The following is a 21,365-nucleotide window of genomic DNA, read 5'->3' as shown; positions in this document are numbered from 1 at the left end:
AATGAGAAAGGACTTGGAGCAATGCTCCAAGTCCTTTTTTTGTAGGCTGCTGGAGGTGAGGCGCTGGAAACACCCCGTCCCCATCCCCGTTCAACTGTAAAAGTACATTTGAAAATGAGGCATTTGAGGTCATTCGCCTGATATGGGGAAAATGAGGAGAGTTTGCGTTGCGGCAAATCCCGCCTGACTAGAGATGCCTTGCGATGACGTCCTCCAGTAAGCCGGCCACCGCCTGCGGTCCGCGTTGGAGCTCCTCCCTCGACAGAGGGACTCGCACGAACCGCTCATCCAGTTCCATCGCCTCGGCGAACAACCCGCTTAAACCCCGGGCACGGCGATCGACCTGCAGCACCAACTCCAATGCCTCGCCCCGCGGGAAGAACAGGATCTCCAGTTCGTCGAGATATCCGCGGAACTTCGAGCCGGGTACGTATTCAAATTCCTGCACGAAGGGCAAGGCGCCGCCAAGTCTCGGGGCGTAGTCATTCGTCACCTCGCGCAACCGGAAACCGAGCAAATCGACGGCATCCAGCACGGTTTGCATTTTCGCGTCCGGTACGACCTGAATCAGGTCTTCGTCCTTCGGATCCACAGCCATCTCGATATCAAGCCCGCTTTCGACCCAAATCGGCACGTTGCGCAGGCTCACCGGCATTTGCTCCGGAAGCCGGAACCGGAACGGAATCTGCTTGCGTTCCCCGGCCCGTAGCGGGAAGCCCTCCGCCACCAAGTATTTGGCGATCGTGCCGGTTTCCCTGAACTTATGGTCATTCGACTCGCGCAGGTAGTTGGTCTTCAGCTTCAGGTAAATGTTGCCGATCGTTTGGTCGGTCTGCCCGCCTTCCACATAAACGGTACCGCTGATTTCTCCGCCCAGCTGGACTTCATCCGCATCCAGTTCCGTATTGATCTGCGCCGAGCCGATACCCACGCTGGCTAGCATTTTCTTGAAAAAGGACATGATTTCAACCTACCTTCACCATTTTATTTGGTTGTGACTGATTTTGGATGCGTAGGGTTCGTTACGGAAATTATTTACGAATCTAGAGGGGTTCAGGTTTCATCCCTTCTATATCTTAGTTGGTTCCAAGCCAAAAAGACCTGTCGGAGCCGAAGATCCGCAGGTCTTTGAATCATTTACGTTTCGTTTGGCTGAAGCCGTCTTAGAAGTTGACGCCGTTGCTTTCGATCACCCGTTTGTTATTTCATACCATATTGGATATCATCGTATCATCGATAACAAGGAGGTTTCCTGATGCTTCTGGAAGTCATAGCAACCTGTGTGGAAGACGCCGTCGTAGCGGAAGCGAACGGGGCGGATCGGCTTGAGTTGATCACGGCGATAACGGAGGGCGGGCTAACCCCCGGCATTGGCATGGTCCAACAAGTAGTGAAGGCCGTGGCCATTCCGGTTCACGTGATGGTACGTCCGCATAGCCGGTCTTTTGTGTACGGGGAGGTCGATGTGCTTACTATGGAGGCAGAAGTCCGGGCCATTGCCGATGCGGGGGCGGCGGGCATCGTGTTCGGCGCGATAACCGCCGAGCGTACGATCGACGAGGCCGCGCTGGAACGGATATTGGCGCTGTCCGGCGGGTTAAACGTCACGTTCCACCGGGCGTTTGACGAGTTGGCCGACCTGCCGTCCGGACTACGTACACTGCTGCGGTACCCGCAGGTGAACCGGGTGCTGACGTCGGGAGGACCGCGCCCCGCACCTCAGGCGGTTCCCGCGATCCGGGAGCTGGTGGAGATCGCCGGCGGCAGCCCGCTGCGCATTTTAGCCGGACACGGCTTGACCCTAGAGACCGTCTCACGGTTTGTTGCCGAAACGGGCGTGACTGAAGTGCATTTCGGTTCCGCCGTACGGATAGGCGGGGATGGGTTGGCTCCTCTCGATCCATCCAAGCTGCTGCGCTTATCACGTCTGTTGCACGACAAAAACAAACAGAAAACTCCATAATATACCAAATATTTACTGGATACCAAACCTTTTCCGGAGATAGAATGTCAGTATATCCCATGACAAGGAGAGTTATCCAGAACTGATGTCTATCTATTTCGAGAGAAAACGAACTTTTGCTTTACGGTTACTTGTATGGTTTCTGTGTGCTTTGCTGCTGCTTGAATCGGTTGGCTTTCCCGCAACGGCTTCGGCGTTGTCCACTCCAGCCTCCAATTGCGGGCCGGGTTGTACCCGTTATGACGTCGTCATGATCGGCAGCGAAATCGAAGGGGTGCTCTTGGCGAAGAAAGCGCATGAGGCCGGGTTAAGCGTGTTGATCCTTGATCCGCGCGAGAAGCCGGGCGGGGAGCTGATCCAGGGGCAGATGCTCGTGCTGGACGAGCCCAATGACAACCGCAAGCACAGCTTAGTCCAAGGGGAGCTAAAACCTCTGTACGACGGTTATAAGGCCGGGGCGATTCGCAAACTGTCCGCCTTTGAAGGCTTTTACCGTAAACTGATTCAGGGGATTCCCCTTCGCAGCGGCATTACCGTCGACGGTGTGGAGATCGAGGACTCCGGCGGGGTTGAAAAAGCCAAAACGCTGAAGTCCGTAACGTACCTGGCCAAAGACGGCAAATTGTATCAGGTGCAGGCGGGGTATTTTGTGGAAAATACCGATTCTAATGCGCTCACTGTCCATCTTGGCAACCAACGCATTCCGGGGATGGAGAGCCTATACAACGGCAAGAAACCCGACTATATGGCGGCTACTTATATGCTGCGGTTCAAAGGCGTCAACTGGGGCCAGTTGCATCAGGCGGTGCTTGAGGACTATCCCCTGACGAACGTCGTCAAGAAATACGGTGCCAACACTTATGTGGATTGGGACTTCGCCACCGGCTTCAGCAACTTGACCTACAACTACAAACCGCGGGATTCCCAATTGATGCTGAGGGGCTTAAATGCGACATATCAAAAAAACGGCGAGGTCATCATCAACAGCTTGCTTGTATATGATGTCGACCCGGCCAATCCGCAATCGGTCCATTCTGCCGTCGCGAGGGCGAAAACGGAAGCGCCGTACATCGCCAAGTATTTGCGCAAGCATATTCCCGGCTTCGCCAAAGCCGAGCTGAACGGGTATCCCGATTACTTATACATTCGCGACTATAACCGGTATGAAACGGAATATGTGCTGAACTATAGAGATGTGATGTCGGGTCGGATGTTTTGGGACAACGTCACGATTGGGGGGTATGCCGTTGATTTGCAGGCCACCCGCATCGTGAAGAAGGGCGTAGGTTACGGCAAACCGGATCGGTACGGAATCCCCCTGCGTTCCTTTGAGTTGAAGTCATACGACAACGTGCTGGTGGCCGGCAAGAATGTCGGCGCGGAAATCAAAGCCTACGGAAGCGCCCGCATCGTTCCCACCACCGCGCTGGCCGGGGAAACGATGGGCATCCTGCTCAGCCGCGAATGGAAGCAGCATCATAAGCGGTTAAGCCAGTTGACGCCGGCCGATTTTCGGCGAATCCATTCTTATTTGAAAAAAGATTACAAGATTCAGGTCGATCAATGACCGTGCGCGGAAGTTATTGAAGGTACGGCAACCAGGCCTGATGCAGCCGGGCCACGCCTTCGTCGATCCGCTCCGACGCAATGCCGCCGAACCCCAGCATGAACGACTTCCGCTCCATCTCCGGCGGCGCGTTCCAGAAGAAGGCAGCGGAGGCGACCCGCACGCCGGCCTGCTCGGCCAGCTGCAGCAGCCGTGCCTCCGGCAGGCGGGATTTGACGCTTAGGATCACATGCAGACCGGCGCTATCGCCCGAAACGGCAGCCCGCTTCCCGAAATGAAACGTCAGGGAGGCGACGAGCTGCCGGTTTTTTTTGCGGTACAGGTTCCTCATTCGCCGGATATGCCGTTCGAAGTGCCCTTCCTGCATAAACCGCTGCAGGGTGCGCTGGTGAATCCCCGAGGCGGACGCCTCAAACAGGGTATGGCGCCGTAAGGCGTGGAAGCGAGGCACCAGATGCTCAGGCAACACGAGATAATGGATACAGATATCAGGGGCGAGCACCTGGGAGAATCCGCCTAGATAGATGACGCGGTCGTTTGGGACCAGTCCTTGCAGCGCCGGCACCGGTTTGCCCTGATATCGGAATTCGCCGCCGTAATCGTCTTCGATCAGGTAACCGTCCACCGTCTTGGCCCATTCCAGCAGCTCCAGCCGGCGGGTTAACGGCATGATGAGGCCCGTTGGGAATTGATGGGACGGGGACACGCTGGCGATTCGTGCACCACTGGCCCGCAGCAGATCCGGGCACAGCCCGTGCTCGTCGAGAGGGACCGGATGTACCGTGAAGCCGAGCGCGTCTAGCGTTGCGGGAACGATGCGATATCCGGGTTCTTCGACGGCGACGGCATTGAACTCGCCCTTCATCATTTGCCCCAGCAACAGTAGCAGCAGATGCTGTTCCGCTCCGATGACGATCCGATCCGGGGTGGCATGGACCCCGCGGAACCGGCTTAAATATCCGGCGATTTCCCGCCGCAATCCCGGGTCCCCCTGAGCGTCCCCGTAGAATAGCAGGTTGGCGGATTCCGGGCGGAAGAGCTGGTTGTGCAGTCTTTTCCATACCGCAAAAGGAAACAGGCTGAAATCGTTCTTGGACAGATGAAAATCGTAAAGAAGGAATCCCGCGTTCCCGGCATCCGGAGCTAGCTTCGTCTGCGGCATTGCCGCAGTCTCCGGCGGGATTTTGCGTTTCGGATTCGGGCCGCCCAGCTCAAGAGCCTTATAAGGCTCAGGCAACTTGACGACGTAATATCCCCGTTTCGGCCGACTCTCGATAAACCCTTCGGCGATCAGTTGCTGGTAAGCGAGCTCGACAGGCGTCGTACTGATCCCCAGGAACTCCGCCAGCTTGCGGATTGATGGCAGCCGCTGCTCCTCCTGGAGCGAACCGGCAATGATATCCCGCTTGAACGACTCGTAAATTTCGACATACCGGTAGGACCGCCCGGCCAGCTCGGCTTTCCCGTCATTTTGCAGCGGTAAGATATACATTCGCTCAACTCCCCCTATCCAAACTGTCCTTTATTTTTTGAATCAATTGTATATTTTTAAGTATACAGTACTGTGCTAAGATGCGAAGAGAAAAGAAGCACCGAATAAAGAGGCCCAGTTGCCGCAGCAAGAGAGAGAATCGGTCAAGAGATGAAAAAGGGGATTTCTGAAGATGAGTTACGCTGGTTTTTTGATGGGAGAGAAAGTATATTTGCGCCCGATGAACGTGGAGGATGCCGAGTGGTATTTTCACAATTTGCATGAGCCGGAGATGAGAAGATGGACGGGGACGAAACGCCACTTCACAAAGGAATTCATCGCTGCTTACCTGGAGCGGAAAGGACAGGACGAGTCCAGCGTATTGCTGGCCATCGTGCGGCGGGACGAGGATCGGCCGATTGGGGACATCGCTCTGCAGGATATCGATCCGAGCAACCGATGCTGCAACATTCGCATTGCGATTAATCATACGGCGGATACCGGGAAGGGGTTTGGCAGCGAGGCCATGAAGCTGATGCTGGATTACGGCTTCGGCGTGCTGGCCCTTCATCGGATCGAACTGAACGTGTTCGACTATAACGAGCGGGCGATGCATGTCTATGAGAAGCTGGGGTTCAAGCGGGAAGGCGTGCAGCGGGAAGCTTTGTTTTACGACCACAAGTATCACGATTCGATTCTGATGAGCATGCTGGAAGACGAGTTCCGGGCGCTGCACGTCCGCTGCTAAGCTTAATGAATTGGAGCCCAAACCGCTACGCATGGCGATCCCCGTCGGGTCATGATATACTTATGGAACAAATGTTCTCTAGGGGTATCGGCGGGTGACAAAGAGGAAAATGGCAAACGAATCTACGGTTACGATAGCGGTGCGTCCTCTGGTGGAATATGTGTTCCGCAGCGGCAGCCTGGAAGGCGGCTTTCGCGCTGCGGTTTCGCTGACGGAAGGCACGAAGGCCCATCAGCAGGTGCAGAAGCAATACGACGAAGGCGATCAGAAAGAAGTGTATTTGAAGGCGGAGATTCCCTGCGGGGATCTCCTCTTCGTCGTGGACGGGCGCTGCGACGGGCTGTTGGCCGGCGAGGACGGGAGCTTGACCGTGGACGAGATCAAATCGACGGCCGGCGAGCTGGCCGCGATCCATGAGGACACGTACCCCGTTCATTGGGCCCAGGCGAAATGCTACGCCTACATGTACGCCAAGGCCAACGGTCTGAGCGGGATGGGGATCCAGCTGACTTATGTGCAGCTGGATACGGGAGAGCGCAAGCAGTTTCGGACGCGCGCCGGGGTGGACGAGCTGGAGACGTTTATTTATGACGTCGTTCGGCAATACGCTCCGTACGCCCGGCTGCTTCGCAACCATCGGCGCGAGCGAAACCGGAGCATCGCGGAGTTGGCGTTTCCGTTTCCCGGTTACCGGACCGGACAACGGAAGCTGGCGGGCGCGGTGTACAAGACGATCGAGGGAGCCGTGGGCTTGTTTGTCCAGGCGCCGACCGGCATCGGCAAGACGATCTCTACTACATTTCCGGCGCTTAAGGCGATGGGCGAAGGCAAACTGAATCAGCTGTACTACCTTACCGCCAAGACGATCACCCGGACCGCGGCGGAGAACGCCTTCGCGCTTATGGAAGCGCAAGGACTGCAAGCCCGGGTGGTGACTTTGACCGCCAAGGAGAAAATTTGCTTCCGCGAGGAAATCCGCTGCACCAAGGAAGACTGCATGTATGCCGACGGCTACTTCGACCGGATCAACGGGGCGATCCTGGATATCCTGGCGAACGAGACGCAGCTCGCCCGCCCGGTCATCGAGGCATACGCCCGGAAGCACCGGGTGTGCCCGTTCGAATTTTCACTGGACCTCTCCTATGCCGCCGATGTGACGATCTGCGACTATAATTACGTGTTTGATCCCAAAGTGTCCCTGCAACGCATGTTCGCCGAGCAGAAGAAGGAAACCGCGCTGCTGATCGATGAGGCGCATAATCTGGTCGACCGGGCCAGGGAGATGTATTCCGCCGAACTGCAGAAGTCCAGCTTCCTTTCGCTGCAGCGGGTTTATAAAGAGAAATGCCCTTCCGTCGCGAAGGCGGCCAAGGCGGTGAACGCCTGGTTTATCGAGCTGCGGAAGCAGGTGGAAGGGCCGTTTCGGGTCGATATAGAAGCGCCTGAGCCGTTGTTGCAGCGGGTAGAAGCTTTTGCCGAGGCAGCCGAGCGGGAGCTGGCGATCGATCCTTCCGCCGCCAGGCAGTCGAGCACGCCGGGGAGCCCGGAAGCGGATGCGCGAGAGCTGCTGCTCCAGGCGTATTTCGATGCCTTGCATTTCGGCCGGATCGGCAAGCTGTACGATGAACGGTTCGTCACCTACGCGGAGGTTACCCGGGAGGACGTCCGGGTGAAGCTGTTTTGCCTGGATCCCTCCCATTTGCTGCAGGAGATGAGCAAGGGGTTTCGTTCACGCATTTATTTCTCGGCGACGTTATCGCCGATGGGTTATTACCGCGATATGCTGGGGGCGGGGCCGGACGATTATACGGTATCGCTGCCTTCCCCTTTCTCCCGGGATCAGCTGGAGGTGGTCGTGGTGCCGCTGTCTACAAGGTATCAGGACCGGGAACAGACGCGCGGCCCGCTCGTTCGCGCTTTACAGGAAGCGACCCGCGACCGTCCGGGGAACTATCTGTTCTTCTTTCCTTCTTACGCTTACATGAACATGATCTACGAGGACTTTGCCGCCGTCGCGGAAGAAGGTACGGAATTGCGGCTACAGAAGGCGGGAATGGCCGAGGAGGATCGGGAGCAGTTTTTGGCCGCCTTTGTGCCTCACCCCGCACCGGGCCGGACCTTTATCGCATTTGCCGTGATGGGCGGCCTGTTCTCGGAGGGCATCGATCTTGTCGGGGATCGCTTGACGGGAGTAGCGATCGTGGGCGTCGGTCTGCCGCAAATCGGTCCGGAGCGCAACTTGATCCGTGACTACTTCCAGGCCTCGGGGCGAAACGGCTTCGATTACGCCTACGTGTTCCCCGGCATGAACAAGGTCCTTCAGGCCGGCGGGCGCCTGATCCGTTCGGAGACCGACCAAGGCCGTTTGGCCCTGATTGACGATCGTTATCTGCAACCCCAATACTCGCGGCTGCTCCCGGAGGAATGGCGCTAGAACCTCCTCGAATATTCCCTTCAATTGTGACATATTTTGAACAGGTAAGGATAACTTGTTTAAGTTGGGGGGAGCGTTGGTTTGGGGATTTCGTATATTAAGGTTTCGGTCGTCTATTTTGTCATCGGCGTATTGCTAGGCATGTACATGTCCATGCAGCATGACTATACTTTAGCGGGCGTGCATGCCCATGTGAATCTGCTCGGTTGGGCGTCCTTCGCGCTGGCCGGCGTGATTTACGTGTTGTTTCCAGGGGCAGGGGAGAGTCTGCTGAGCAAAATCCAGTTCTGGACGTACTCCATCGGGCTTCCGGTCATGATGATCAGTTTAGCGCTGGTGCTGAACGGTTCCGAACAGCTGGAGCCCTTGGTGGCGATCGGCGGAACGCTTGTCGTGATCAGCGTAATCGTATTCGCGGTCAACGTGTTGACGAACGTGCGGACCAGCGCGTCTTCGCGGGGCAAGAAATAAGGTCGATAACGACGAATAAGATGGGAGAAAACGCCGATGAAAATCGGCGTTTTTTTGTGGGACGGGAATGATAATTTAAGGAGTTGACGAGGGTTATTGAAAGAAGTACTATAATAATATTATTAAAAGCTATTAACTATTTAAATGTAATAAGTATTAATTAATGGCTTTTGGGAGGGGATGCGTACTGAATAAGCAGGAGCGTTTATCGCTGTTAATGTCGATGCAAATGACTCGATTCGTCGTCGGATACGCCAAAATCCTCGATCCGGAATTGACGGCCCCCCAATACTTGATCCTCCAGATCTTATCCGGCGCGGAGCAGCGGAAATGTTCTGAATTGGCCGAGATGCTGGAGGTCTCCCTGCCGGCCGTGACCAATCTGGCCAATAAATTGGCGGCCAAAGGGTTGATTGATCGCGTGATTCCGGAAAGCGACCGGCGCAACGTTCTCCTGCGCATCACGGAGGCCGGACAGGAAGTGGAGGCACGCATGGTACAGAAATACGAAGAAATGACGCGGGAACTGTGGGAGGATTTCTCAGAGGAAGAAACGGACGTATTGCTTCTGGCGTTCGAGAAAATGCTGGAACGGTTCGATCCCAAATGAAATGAAAGCGCTAATCAAGCGCGCGGGGACAATATCCGGCCGTAAGAGCCGATCAAGGAGGAGTTTAAACATGGGAAGATTAGATCATAAAGTCGCCATTATTACCGGCGCTGCCGGGGGAATGGGCAAGGCCGACGCGTTGTTGTTCGCCAAAGAGGGCGCCAAGGTCGTCATTACGGACATCCAGGACGAGAAGATTCAAGCAGTTGCCAAGGAGATTACCGATCAAGGCGGGGTTGCGGTAGCTTTGACGCAGGACGTCACGTCGGAGCAAGATTGGGCGCGGGTTACCGAAACGGCCCTGACGCAGTTCGGGAAAATCGATATCCTCGTCAATAACGCGGGGATCTCCAGCGCGACGCCTTTTTTGGAGACGGACCTGGAGTTGTGGAACAAGGTGATGAACATCAACGTCACCAGCGTATTTCTCGGTCAAAAATACGTCATTCCGCACATGATCAACGGAGGAGGAGGCTCCATCATCAATATTTCCTCGATCGCCGGCCTGACCGGCGGCAGCGGCACGGGGCCCTATACGGCCAGCAAAGGGGCCGTTCGCTTGCTTACGAAAGCGACGGCGGTGGATTATGCGAAGCATAACATCCGGGCCAACTCCATCCATCCGGGATACATTGAAACGCCGATGACCAAAGATTTGATGGCTGACGAGAACATGAGAAACTGGTTCTTGTCCCAGACGCCGATTCCGCGGCTTGGCCAAGCGGAGGATATCGCCAAGGGCGTATTGTTCCTCGCCTCCGACGAGTCCTCGTACATCACCGGCATCGAGCTGCCGATCGACGGCGGGTATTCCGCAAAATAAGCCGACCGACGCCCAAGTGTCATGTCTTGACGGTCGCGCCGGGTGCACAGTCGTGCATCTCCGGGGCGGCCTTTTTCGTACAGTGCTCCTCCATGTGTTTACGTCCCCCTGTCTTGAACGCACGCCCTCTTCTCCCTCTTTTTCAGATTTAAAGCAATTTGTTGTTGACAATTATCTCGATGTGATATATCTTAAAATCAAGATAAAACAAATTAAGAATTAACCGAATCGTTTAAGGTTATCCTATCGTTTATCGAAAAGACATGGAGGTGAATGACAATGACTGAGCCATCGAAGAACGACGCGCTGCATTTATTCGTCGTATTGTCCCGGGCAAGCGAGTGGGTGCATGCGCATAGCGACAAGGGCATTCGGCAATATGGATTGACCCGGACCGAATTCGGCGTGCTCGATCTGCTTTACCACAAAGGCCGCCAGCCGATACAGCAAATCGGCAGCAAGGTGTTGATGAGCAGCGGGAACATCACGTACGTCGTCGATAAGCTGGAGAAGAAGGGATACGTGACCCGCCAGGATTGTCCGGAAGACCGGCGGCTGGTATATGCGGAAATAACGGAGCAAGGACGCCGATTCATTGAAGAGGTGTTCCCGCAGCATACCCGCCTCATCGAAGAAGCGGTCAGCGGTCTTTCGCCGGAAGAGAAGGAAATCGCCGCTATGCTGCTAAAAAAGCTCGGGAAATCGGCGAAGGAAGGCTTTAAGTAGCGGCAGGACTCCCAAATTACGGAATCGTCGCACGCGAATGAGCTAGACCTTAACGAAGTTCCCGATAGGCGGTGGGGAAAGGCGTCACCGGACGTCTTCTCAGCCCTAATATCTTAATATAAAGAATCTTGAAATACAGAAATGAACAATCGGTTCGTCAAGTACGAATACGACAAAATTCAAAAACAAAGGAGACATGAACATGTCTATGGCATTGGCCTTATTAATTATCCGTTTGGTGTTGGGATTCACGATGATGGCGCACGGCGCGCAAAAGCTGTTTGGCTGGTTTGGCGGCTACGGCCCCAAAGGAACCGGAGGTTGGATGGAATCGCTGGGCATCAAGCCCGGGGTGTTGATGGCGGTATTGGCCGGCTTGGCCGAATTTGGCGGCGGATTGCTGGTGGCGGCCGGTCTGTTTACGCCGATCGGCGCTGCGCTGCTGATCCTTACAATGATCGTGGCGATCGCTTCCGTTCACGCCAAGAACGGGTTCTGGTCGACGGCAGGCGGGTACGAATACAATCTGCTGCTGATCGCCGTCTCGGTTGGTTTGATTTTGTCCGGTGCGGGAGCTTATTCTCTCGATGCTTTGCTCTGATATCCGTAATCGCAATGGCGATCACGATGATTTTCTAATTTGGGAGGAGCTTTGGTCATGAATTCGAATGAACATGATTTGACTGCGATCGTAAAATCCCGCCGTTCGGCGAATAAATTTATCCCCGGCGTGGAAATCCAAGACAAGGAACTGGAAGAAATCTTCAATCTCACGAAATTCGCGCCGTCGGCGTTTAATTTACAGCATACCCACTACGTGGTGGTCAAAGACTCCGCATTGAAGGAACAGGTGTATGAGGCTGCGGCCAAGCAATACAAAGTCCGGACTGCTTCCGCGGTGATCCTGGTGCTGGGAAAACGGGATGCCCATAAGGATGCCGGAACGATGAACGAAGGGCTGTTGAATTTAGGCGTGCTCAGCAAGCAGGAGTACGACCGGCTCGTGTCCGATACGATCGGCTTCTATGAGAACCGGGGCGAGGCGTTCATGCGGGAGGAAGCGATCCGCAGCGCCAGCCTGTCGGCTATGCAGATGATGCTGATCGCCAAGGACCGCGGCTGGGATACGTGCCCGATGATCGGTTTTGACCCTGAGGCCATGCGGCTGCTGCTGAACGTCCCGGACAATTACGATCCGGTGATGCTGATCGCGATCGGCAAGGAGGACACCTCCAGCTTCCGTCCGCGAGGTTACCGCAAACCGGTTGGCGAGTTCGTCAGCTATAACCGTTTCTAAACGACTACGATAAAAATAAGGGAGGAATTTCACATGGTACATCCAACTTCAGGGATTCATCATATTACCGCATTCGCAACCGATCCGCAGGCTAACGTCGATTTTTACGCAGGGGTGCTGGGACTCAGACTGGTCAAAAAAACCATCAACTTCGATGCGCCGGAAGTGTACCATCTGTACTTCGGCGATGAGGACGGAAATCCGGGAACCATCATGACCTTCTTCCCGTCGGCGGGAGCCCGCCGCGGCCGGGTTGGCGCCGGTCAGGTGGGCATCACGACCTTTGCCATTCCGGTCGGCGCCATGGCTTTCTGGCAGGAGCGTCTGCACAAATTCGGCATCTCCACTACCGAGACCAGCCGCTTCGGCGAAACATATCTGCACTTCCGCGACAAGGACGGACTGCAGCTCGAGCTGGTCGAACGTGCCGCCGGTTCGCAGAGCACCTGGTCGTTCGGCGGCGTCCCGGCCGACAAGGCGATCAAAGGCTTCGGCGGGGCGGTGCTCTACAGCGTGGCCCCGGCGAAAACCGCCGCTTTGCTCGAAACCGTCATGGGCTTGCAGAAGCTCGGCGAGGACAGCGACTACGCCCGCTTTAAAGCCGAAGGCGATCTTGGGGACGTGATCGACGTCAACGTCAAACCGATGGAATACGGTGCAGGCGGTGCCGGGACGGTGCATCATATCGCCTGGAGAGCCCGGGATTTCGCGGAGCACGAGGAATGGAGAACCCGGGTCGCCGAACACGGCTACAAACCGACGCCTATCGTTGACCGTCAGTATTTTCACGCGGTGTATTTCCGGGAGGAAGGCGGCATCCTGTTCGAGATCGCCACGAATCCGCCGGGATTCGCCAATGACGAGACGCCGGAGCATTTGGGCGAAAAGCTGATGCTGCCGGCCTGGTACGAACCGCACCGCGAAGCGATCGAACAAAATCTGGCCCCGTTCGAAGTTCGGGTGCTGAAGGAGGATCAGCAGGGATGAAGCATCTCTTCAAGCCGGGTTCGGCAAGCGGCGAAGCGGCGGCGCCTACGCTGCTTCTGCTCCACGGCACCGGCGGCAATGAACAGGACCTGCTGCCGCTGGCGGAGATGATCTCCCCAACGTCGGCGGTGCTAAGCGTCCGGGGCAACGTGCTGGAGAACGGGATGCCGCGGTTCTTCCGGCGGCTGGCGATGGGCGTGTTCGACGAGGAGGACCTGGTGTTCCGCACCAAGGAGCTGCACGACTTCCTGGACGAAGCTTCCGCGCAATACGGTTTCGACCGGAACCGCGTCGTTGCGGTGGGTTACTCGAACGGAGCGAACATCGCGGCGAGCCTGCTGTTCCACCATGCGGGGGCACTGAGCGGGGCGATCCTGCACCACCCAATGGTGCCGCGGCGCGGCGTGCAATTGCCGGAGATGGCGGGGCTTCCCGTCTTTATCGGGGCGGGCCGGAATGACGCCATGTGCCGGCCGGAGGAAACGCAGGAGCTGGAAGGGCTGCTCAGAGACGCGGGTGCCCAGGTCCATGTGCATTGGGAGCCGTATGGCCATCAATTGACCGAAACCGAAGTTCAGGCAGCGGCGGAGTGGTTCCGCAACCATCTGCTGAAGAATTGATCAAAAAGGGAGGTTCGCCGCTATGATCTCGATCAACCCGGAGCACCAAACCGAGAGGGACAACTATAAACTGCTGATCGGCAGCATCATCCCGCGGCCAGTTGCGCTGGTGACGACCTTGTCGCCGGAGGGCGTGCTGAACGCGGCCCCGTTCAGTTATTTCAACATCGTGACCGCCGACCCGCCGATGGTGTCGGTGGCGGTGCAGCGGAAAAACGGCGCGACTAAGGATACGGCCCGGAATGCCGCGACGGCGGGCGCCTTCGTCGTGCATATCGCCGATGAAGCGTATATTCGCGAGTTGAACCTGACGGCGGCGCCGCTCCCCCCGGAGGAGAGCGAAGTGGAGGCGGCGGGCCTCACGCCGATCACCAGCGAAGCGGTGGCGGTCCCCGGGATCGCCGAAGCCAAGATTCGCATGGAGTGTGTATTGGAACGCTCGATCCCTTTAGGCGGAACGGGTCAGGTCCCTTCGGTCGATCTGTTGGTCGGCCGGGTAGTCCGGTTTCACATCGACGAGGCGCTGTACGAGTCCGGTCGGATCGATCCCCATGGTTTGCGTCCGGTCAGCCGTTTGGCGGGGAACAGTTATGCCCGGTTGGGCGAAGTTTTCGAATTGGAACGGCCGAGGTACGATCTGGGGATCGCCGGGTCCGTTGGCAGTCAACAAACACATTAAAGGCCGTGAACTTAGCGGCAATAGAAAAGGCGGTTCGGAGCATACTGCTCCGGGCTGTCTTTGTTTGTTCGATAAATTAAGTTTCCACGATGGGAGAAAGTGTGCTAGCATAAAAATGAGTACGCTTACATGGTGTGTTTCAGCATCTATATATAAACAAGGAATCGTTTGAAGGGGAGGAATCGCGGTCATGCTGCAAGTGCTTCTGGTGGATGACGAGCCTTGGGTGCTCGAAGGGCTCCGGACCATGGTGAATTGGGAAAAGCATGGCTTTCAAGTATGCGGGGAGGCGCTGGACGGCCCCGAGGCGCTGGTCAAAATGCAGGAGTTCCGGCCAGAGCTGGTCGTCACGGATATCCATATGCCGGTCATTAGCGGCTTGGAGTTGATTGAGAGGAGCAAGCGGCTGCTGGGGAAGCCGCCCAAGTTCGTCATTTTGAGCGGATACGACGATTTCAACTACGCGTTAACGGCCATGCGGCAGCGGGTTGCGGAGTATCTGCTGAAACCGATTGACGAGGACGAGTTCGAAGTGATTCTAGAACGTCTTGGTCAGACCATCGCCGAGGAGCGGGAAATGGAGCGTTCCTCGTCCCGCAAGCAATCGTTGTTTAAAAATAACATCTTGAACCGATTGATTCAGGGGGAGGAAGGAGTTCGGCTGGAGCAAGAAGCAGCGACCGCACTTCAGCTCGAAGGGGAGCCGGAGCTGCAGTGCATGCTGATCGATGCCGGCGCTTATCTACCGGATCTGAAGCAGCGGGTGCTCGGCTTCTTCTCGCAAAACACGGATCGCGCGTTTCTGGACGGCCTGGGCCGGGTCGGCGTGATCGTTCGCACGGATGAACTTCCGCAGCCGCGGGTGGAAGAGATCGGACTGGCGATCAGCAGCGGACTTTCGAATCCGGAATCGCCGGTCATCATTGCGGTTAGCGGCGCCGGAAAAGGCATCCGTTCCATCCGGGAGCTGTACCTGCAAACGCTGGAGACCGTCAAGGCCAAGCGCGAACAGGGGAAAACCGGCCTCTTCTTGCCTTGTCACTATCCGCAGTCCTCCAAAGCCGAAGACCTGCTAAAGGGGAAATTCGAGCAGTTGCTTGATGCCGTCCTTGAAGGGGAGCCCGATGCGGCCGAGGCGGCGGTGGATGAGGTGTTCGGCACTCTGGCTTGCAGCCAAACCGGTGTAGAAGCCTTACGGGCGTTCGCGGCCAATATGGAACTGACGTTATGCCGCAAAATCAAGAAAGCGGGCGGCGACCCCGACGCTTTTATGGTTCGTATGCAGGCGGACGCAGGGGGTCCGAACGGTTTGAGCGGTTACCCGGCGTTGAAGCATCAACTGCTTCGGCTGTGCCGGGAGGCCGCGCTGCTGCTGGCAGGGTTGCGGCGGAAGAACGAGAACAACACGATGTTTCAGGTCATTCAGTACGTGGACGAGGAATTCCGCAGCAAACTGAAGCTGCAAACCCTTGCCAAGAAGTTTCACATGAATCCGACCTATTTAGGACAAGTGTTCAAAAAAGAAACGGGTAAAGCTTTCAACGAATATTTAAACGAGAAACGGATCGAGGAAGCCAAACGTCTGCTGAAGCGCACTCCCATGAAAATATCCGACATTGCGCTTCAGGTGGGTTATCCGAACACGGATTATTTTATCAGCAAATTTAAACAGGCTACCGGCCTGCTGCCGTCTGTCTACAAATCCGAGTCCGCGAATGATGTCTCTAGACATGAGGCAGGGCCCAAGCCTGCCGAATAAGCCCGAGGTGGTGCAAGCATGAGAAGATGGAGATTCCGGGGTAAGGTTAATGATATTCCGCTGAACATAAAATTTTTGCTGATCTACCTCATGGGTGTGCTGCTGCCGATTCTGGTCATTAATGTGCTGTTCATGGGGCGGATGGCCGACTTTATCAAAGAGCGCGAGGAGCAGAACCTGGATATTTCCATGGAGCGCGCCCGAAAGGACATTCACGATTTCATCGACGGCGGAGTGGCCGTCAGCCATGCACTGAACACGGATAAAACGTTGTACGAGAAGATGGACCAGACGTATGCCGACCCGCTTGATTTTTACGAAACGTTCGACGAACAGCTGCGTAATCGGGTCACCAGTTATATTCCGGTCAATAATCAGATCCTGCGGATCGGGATTTACACGACGAATCCGACGATCGTCCCCGGCGGCAATTATCATGTGCTCGACGAGGAGGTGAAGAGCAGTGATTGGTACCGGATGTGGGAGAACTCGAGCGACCCGGTGGTCGTCGCTGCGTACCGTGCTTCACAAGCCATCAATCAGGCCATTACCGAGCCTTATTTCAGCGTGATCGAGAAGATGGACTACTATGATTCCTATAACACGTTCGACAAGCTGCTGCGGATCGACATCGACCTCAGCAAAATCTACGACGTCATCGTTCGGGAGAAGGATTACCTGGACTTATATTTGGTCAACGGGAACGACGAAATCATCGTATCGGCCAACAGCGGCTACCGGCAGGATGCAAGCGGAGGATATCCGAAGCTCGAATTGTCTGCAGAGGATGCGGAGAAGGGTGTGGAGTCCGTCGCCGTAGGCAACGCCCGATACGTAAAAGGCTGGCGCCTGATCGGCATTCCGCAAGGGACAAGAGTGTCGAAGGCGATGTTCGATATGAGGCTGTTCTTCGGGATGATGGCGGCGGCGATCACCTTGTTCACGTCAATTTTTATCTACGTGATGCTGAGATCGTACCATTACCGGGTGAAACGGTTGTCCCGCCATATGCAGAAGGTGACCCACGAGAAGTTCGACCTGATCAATATCGATGAGGGGCGCGACGAAGTCGGCGAATTAATTCGAAACTTTAACATGATGACAGCCCGGATCAATGCGCTGATCAACAACGTGTATAAGCTGGAGATCCAGCAGAAGAGCCTGGAGGCCGAGCGGGTGCGGGCAGAATTGAACTTTTTGCAGAGCCAGATGAACCCGCATTTCCTGTTTAATACGCTCAATGCGATTCTGGTCGTCTGTACGAAGAATAATTACTCCGACGTGACGGATATCATCAAGAACTTGTCCAAGCTGCTGCGCCGTCTGCTGCGCTGGAAGGAGGATCTGGTCACGCTGGAGGAGGAGATCTTATTTATCGACATGTATCTGAAAATTGAGAAATTCCGCTTCCGGGACAAATTCGAATACGTCTTCGATCTTGAACAGGATGCGCTGCATTATAAAATTCCGAAAATGAGCATTCAGCCGCTGGTCGAGAACGCCTGCAAACATGGCATCCAGGCCGTTCAGGGAAACGGACTCGTTACGGTCAAGGCCCGCGTGGCAGACGGACGTCTGCGCATCGTCATTTCGGATAACGGTAAAGGCATCGAACCCGAGCAGCTGCGGGAAATGCTGCTCGCCGTGCGGAGCGAGAGCACCTCCGGGCACAGCATCGGCATCCGCAACGTGTACCGCCGTTTCGAGTTGTACTACAACGACCAGGTTCGCTTCAACATCAACAGCAAGCCGGGGGAAGGAACGGAAGTGTCCTTTGAAATCCCGGTTAAACTGCTTGAACACCAGGAAGGGATTATTGGGGAGGAATAAGATGAGATTCAAGGTGTTATTGGTGGATGATGAGCCGGCAGCGCTGGAAGGCATGCAGCTGTGGATCAACTGGCCGGAGCTTGGCTTCGATATTTGCGGGACCAGCTGTAACGGAGCGGAGGCGCTGGCAAAAATCAGCGAGCTGCAGCCCGATCTTGTCATAACGGACGTGCGGATGCCGGTGATGGACGGACTGGAGATGATTGAGGCCTGGCAGAAGCAGAATGCCCGGCAGGTCAGCTTCGCCATCGTCAGCGGCTTCAGCGAGTTTCAATATGCCCAAAAAGCGCTCCGCTTCGGGATCACCCGGTATCTGCTGAAACCGATCGACGAGGAAATGGCCGCCGAAGAGCTGGCGGCCATTTACAAGGAGCTGCTCGAGGAACGGAGGCGTCAGCGCATCCATCGGATCGCAACCTACGAGGAAGCGGTCAGCCTGTTCAAGGCATTGCTGAATCAACGGCCGAGCCCCCCGCGGGATGCGGAACGGCTCGCTGCGTTATCGGGTCTTCGGCCGGCATGGAATGTCTGTCTGATCCGCCCGAAGAGCAGCAATGCGGCGGAGGTGCGAGAGCAGATCTCCGCCTATGCCGAGGAGCAGGAAGCGATGTATCTCATCGATTTGGAGCTTGGAAACCTGGCGCTGGTATATGGGTTCAACCCCGATCAAGACGGCCTGGACGGTCTTGTGCGGATTGGCGAATTGGAGAGCCGGCTCCGCAAGCGCGGAGCATTTGCGGCTGTCGGTGAAGGAGCGGCGGTTCTGCAAGAAATTGCGGAGGCGTATCGTCAGGCTCAAACGGCGATGCTGCATCATTTTTACGCGGACGGACCTGTCGGGATAACCGTTTACCGTGACGTGGCCGAACTCGCGTTTCGCTGCCAGTACGATCAAACGGAGCTGGCGGATCAGATCGTAGGAGCGCTGCAACTGCTGGATAAAGCCGGCTTGGAGGAGGCGTTGGCCAAGGCGGAGGGCAATTTCCGGGAGCACTATCTTACACCGGATATTGTGCGTAAGTTTGTGATCCACTTGTCGTACCTGATGATCGAGCATTTGGAGGGGGTCCCGGACAAGGGGGTGGAGCTCCAGAACCAATATGATATCCCCGGGAATGCCGCAGCAGCATGTACATTGTGGGAGTTGATGGATCGCATCCGTTCCTTCGGTATGGCATGCATCGATCTGCTCCTCGAGGATAAATCCCAGCGTTCCCAGGGGATCATCCAGAACATTAACGCTTATATCCGGGAGCATTATCGGGAGCCTTTGACGATTAAGAAACTGGCGGAGGTCTTTTTCCTCCACCCGGTTTATTTAGGGCAGCTGCTGCAGAAGAAAAACGGCATTCATTTTAACGAAATGATCCATAATTTGCGGATTGAAGAAGCCCTCAAGCTGCTTCACGACGGGAATTTGAACAACGGCGAGATCGCTGAGCAGGTCGGTTACGCCAACTACGGCCAATTCCTCAAGCAATTCGAAAAAAGGTTACAAATGTCGCCTAACGAATACAGAAACAGGAACTGAGATTTTGAAGGTTAAAACTTTAATTGTGAACTAGTTACGGTTTGGTAGCGCTTTTAGAATAAAGATAAGTTGATGAAAGGGCTTACAAATAACCCGAACATCAACAAATCATGACGGAGGTGCTTTACATGGGGGGCAAGACCAAATCAATGCTCCGGCTCAGCGTGATCCTGCTGTTATCGCTCAGCGTCGTCCTGTCGGGATGCGGCGGCAATAACAACGCGACCAAAGCCGAAAACAACACCGGCAACACCGGCAATGAGGCAGCAACAGGAAACAACGCCGGAGACAAGATCGAACCGTTCGAAATTACGGCGTTTATCGGCGAAGCTGGTCAGCAGCCGACGCCGGACAACAAGATCTACAAGAAGATCAAAGATGAGCTTGGCGCAACGTTTAAATTCGAATTTCTTGCCGGGGATATTAACCAGAAGCTTGGTGTTATGATTGCAGGCTCTGATTATCCCGATATCATGACAGGCAATACGAAATTAACAGCAGCAGGCGCATACATTCCGCTGGAAGACCTCATTGAGAAACATGCTCCGAATTTGAAGAAGCATTACGAGAAGTACTGGAACATGATGAAAGATCCGAACGACGGCCATATTTATATCCTGCCGAACTACGGGGCTTATAACGGGGAAGTGAGCACGACCTGGTACTCGGGACCGGCTTTCTGGATTCAAAAAGCGGTACTGGAGGATGCAGGTTACCCGCAAGTAAAAACGCTTGATGAATATTTTGACTTGATTGCCAAGTATAAGGAGAAGAACCCGACCATCGAAGGCAAACCGACGATCGGCTTTGAAATTCTGAACTATGACTGGAGAAACTGGGGATTGTTTAATGCGCCTCAGCACCTGATCGGACATCCGAACGACGGCGGCGTCATCGTTAAGGACGGCAAAGCCGAAATCTTTGCAGATAAGGATATTGCGAAACAGTATTATCAGAAGCTGAACGAAGTAAATGCGCAAGGGATTATCGATAAAGAAACATTTACGCAAAACTATGACCAATACCTGGCGAAAATTTCGAGCGGCGCGGTTCTTGGATTCTTTGATCAGCACTGGAACTTCCAAGACGCCGAGAATGTGCTGATTACGGCGAAGAAGCATGAAAGAACGTATGTCGGCTTGCCGCTGGTTTATGATAAAGGCATTACCGACCACTATTTGGATCGCCCGGCGTTGAACCTGAACAATGGTTTTGGGATTAGCGTGAATGCGGGTGAAGAAAAGGCCATTAAGATCCTCAAGATGTGGGACCGCCTGATTCAGGAAGATTGGCAGAAAATCATGTCCTGGGGGATTGAAGGCGAAGACTACATCGTCAACGAAGAAGGCCGCTTTATGAAGACGCAGGATCAACGCGATAAGTTTACGGATGCGACTTGGAAGCTGGCGAACAAAGCCGATGCGCTTCATAAGTTCAGCCCGAAAATGGAAGGTTACTTCAGCGACGGCAATGCGACCGATGCAGCAGCACAACCTGAAGAATACCAAGCAGGGTTGGAGGAGTACGATAAGAACTTCTTGAAGGCATACGGATTCAACAGCTATGTTGACTTCTTCACTCCGGCTCCGGAAAATGAAATTTCTTATCCGGCATGGTCCGTTGACTTGGCAGAAGGGTCTGAGGCTAAGATTGTAAACACCAAGCAGAACGACCTGTCCACGAAATATCTGCCAAAAGCGATTTTGGCTAATCCGTCCGACTTCAACAATGTCTGGGATGAATACGTCGGAGAAATCCACAAGCTCAACATCAAAGCGTACGAAGACCGCATCAATGAAGTGCTGAAATGGCGTATTGACAACTGGACTGTTAAATAAAAGAATTGGAA

The 21,365-nt window shown here is 55.1% G+C and carries 19 protein-coding genes; 17 read left to right on the top strand and 2 right to left on the bottom strand.

Features of this window, described 5'->3' with window-relative positions; all coding sequences use genetic code 11:
• Positions 1-187: 187 nt before the first annotated feature.
• Entirely contained in the window at positions 188-961 is a 774-nt protein-coding gene (locus tag MJ257_RS18200; protein WP_240270569.1) for a sporulation protein, read from the bottom strand.
• Between the two features lie 294 nt (positions 962-1,255).
• Between MJ257_RS18200 and MJ257_RS18195 the strand changes: the two genes are divergently transcribed.
• Entirely contained in the window at positions 1,256-1,963 is a 708-nt protein-coding gene (locus MJ257_RS18195) for a copper homeostasis protein CutC (RefSeq protein ID WP_240270568.1), read from the top strand.
• 85 nt (positions 1,964-2,048) lie between these two features.
• On the top strand, positions 2,049-3,530 hold the full coding sequence (locus MJ257_RS18190; RefSeq protein ID WP_240270567.1) for an FAD-dependent oxidoreductase: 1,482 nt from the start codon (positions 2,049-2,051) through the stop codon (positions 3,528-3,530).
• A 13-nt stretch (positions 3,531-3,543) separates the two neighbouring features.
• Here the strand turns inward: MJ257_RS18190 and pdxR are convergent, their stop codons facing one another.
• On the bottom strand, positions 3,544-5,022 hold the full coding sequence (gene pdxR / locus MJ257_RS18185) for a MocR-like pyridoxine biosynthesis transcription factor PdxR (protein WP_240270566.1): 1,479 nt from the start codon (positions 5,020-5,022) through the stop codon (positions 3,544-3,546).
• Positions 5,023-5,215: 193 nt separating this feature from the next.
• On the opposite strand from pdxR, the gene MJ257_RS18180 reads away from it, so the two are divergent.
• The 15 genes from MJ257_RS18180 to MJ257_RS18110 all read left to right on the top strand — a co-directional run bounded on the left by MJ257_RS18180 (position 5,216) and on the right by MJ257_RS18110 (position 21,354).
• On the top strand, positions 5,216-5,749 hold the full coding sequence (locus MJ257_RS18180) for a GNAT family N-acetyltransferase (protein ID WP_308193220.1): 534 nt from the start codon (positions 5,216-5,218) through the stop codon (positions 5,747-5,749).
• Positions 5,750-5,858: 109 nt separating this feature from the next.
• Positions 5,859-8,183, top strand: coding sequence for an ATP-dependent DNA helicase (locus MJ257_RS18175; protein ID WP_240270572.1), 2,325 nt, complete (start codon positions 5,859-5,861; stop codon positions 8,181-8,183).
• Between the two features lie 81 nt (positions 8,184-8,264).
• Positions 8,265-8,654, top strand: coding sequence for a heme-copper oxidase family protein (locus MJ257_RS18170; protein WP_178023845.1), 390 nt, complete (start codon positions 8,265-8,267; stop codon positions 8,652-8,654).
• A gap of 217 nt (positions 8,655-8,871) precedes the next feature.
• Positions 8,872-9,264, top strand: a complete 393-nt coding sequence (locus MJ257_RS18165) for a MarR family transcriptional regulator (RefSeq protein WP_240270564.1) — start codon at positions 8,872-8,874, stop codon at positions 9,262-9,264.
• A 70-nt stretch (positions 9,265-9,334) separates the two neighbouring features.
• Positions 9,335-10,087 (top strand): SDR family NAD(P)-dependent oxidoreductase, encoded by a 753-nt coding sequence (locus tag MJ257_RS18160; RefSeq protein WP_240270563.1) that lies wholly within the window; start codon positions 9,335-9,337, stop codon positions 10,085-10,087.
• A 273-nt stretch (positions 10,088-10,360) separates the two neighbouring features.
• Positions 10,361-10,813, top strand: a complete 453-nt coding sequence (locus MJ257_RS18155) for a MarR family winged helix-turn-helix transcriptional regulator (protein ID WP_372489850.1) — start codon at positions 10,361-10,363, stop codon at positions 10,811-10,813.
• A 202-nt stretch (positions 10,814-11,015) separates the two neighbouring features.
• Positions 11,016-11,414 (top strand): DoxX family protein, encoded by a 399-nt coding sequence (locus MJ257_RS18150; protein WP_240270561.1) that lies wholly within the window; start codon positions 11,016-11,018, stop codon positions 11,412-11,414.
• Positions 11,415-11,471: 57 nt separating this feature from the next.
• Positions 11,472-12,110 carry a nitroreductase family protein gene (locus tag MJ257_RS18145; RefSeq protein ID WP_240270560.1) on the top strand — a complete coding sequence of 213 codons (639 nt, stop codon included), beginning with the start codon at positions 11,472-11,474 and terminating at the stop codon, positions 12,108-12,110.
• A 33-nt stretch (positions 12,111-12,143) separates the two neighbouring features.
• A complete protein-coding gene (locus tag MJ257_RS18140) occupies positions 12,144-13,097 on the top strand; it encodes a ring-cleaving dioxygenase (protein ID WP_240270559.1) in 954 nt (317 codons plus the stop codon).
• The gene (locus MJ257_RS18135) at positions 13,094-13,717 is read left to right on the top strand and encodes an alpha/beta hydrolase (protein ID WP_240270558.1); all 624 of its coding nucleotides are present in this window, start codon (positions 13,094-13,096) and stop codon (positions 13,715-13,717) included. Before MJ257_RS18140 ends, MJ257_RS18135 begins: the two co-directional genes overlap by 4 nt.
• A 22-nt stretch (positions 13,718-13,739) precedes the next feature.
• Positions 13,740-14,396, top strand: a complete 657-nt coding sequence (locus MJ257_RS18130; RefSeq protein WP_240270557.1) for a flavin reductase family protein — start codon at positions 13,740-13,742, stop codon at positions 14,394-14,396.
• Between the two features lie 190 nt (positions 14,397-14,586).
• Complete coding sequence (locus MJ257_RS18125; RefSeq protein ID WP_240270556.1) at positions 14,587-16,155, top strand: response regulator transcription factor; 1,569 nt, start codon at positions 14,587-14,589, stop codon at positions 16,153-16,155.
• A gap of 18 nt (positions 16,156-16,173) precedes the next feature.
• Positions 16,174-17,985 carry a sensor histidine kinase gene (locus tag MJ257_RS18120; RefSeq protein ID WP_240270555.1) on the top strand — a complete coding sequence of 604 codons (1,812 nt, stop codon included), beginning with the start codon at positions 16,174-16,176 and terminating at the stop codon, positions 17,983-17,985.
• A 1-nt stretch (position 17,986) separates the two neighbouring features.
• A complete protein-coding gene (locus tag MJ257_RS18115) occupies positions 17,987-19,516 on the top strand; it encodes a response regulator (RefSeq protein ID WP_240270554.1) in 1,530 nt (509 codons plus the stop codon).
• 128 nt (positions 19,517-19,644) lie between these two features.
• Entirely contained in the window at positions 19,645-21,354 is a 1,710-nt protein-coding gene (locus MJ257_RS18110; RefSeq protein ID WP_240270571.1) for a type 2 periplasmic-binding domain-containing protein, read from the top strand.
• The last annotated feature ends 11 nt before the right edge of the window (positions 21,355-21,365 follow it).

Origin of the sequence: Paenibacillus timonensis (assembly GCF_022427145.1) — a bacterium.
Taxonomy (GTDB): Bacteria; Bacillota; Bacilli; order Paenibacillales; family Paenibacillaceae; genus Fontibacillus; species Fontibacillus timonensis.
Note: the sequence above shows the minus strand (reverse complement) of the source record. Positions and strands in the feature narration are given on the sequence as shown.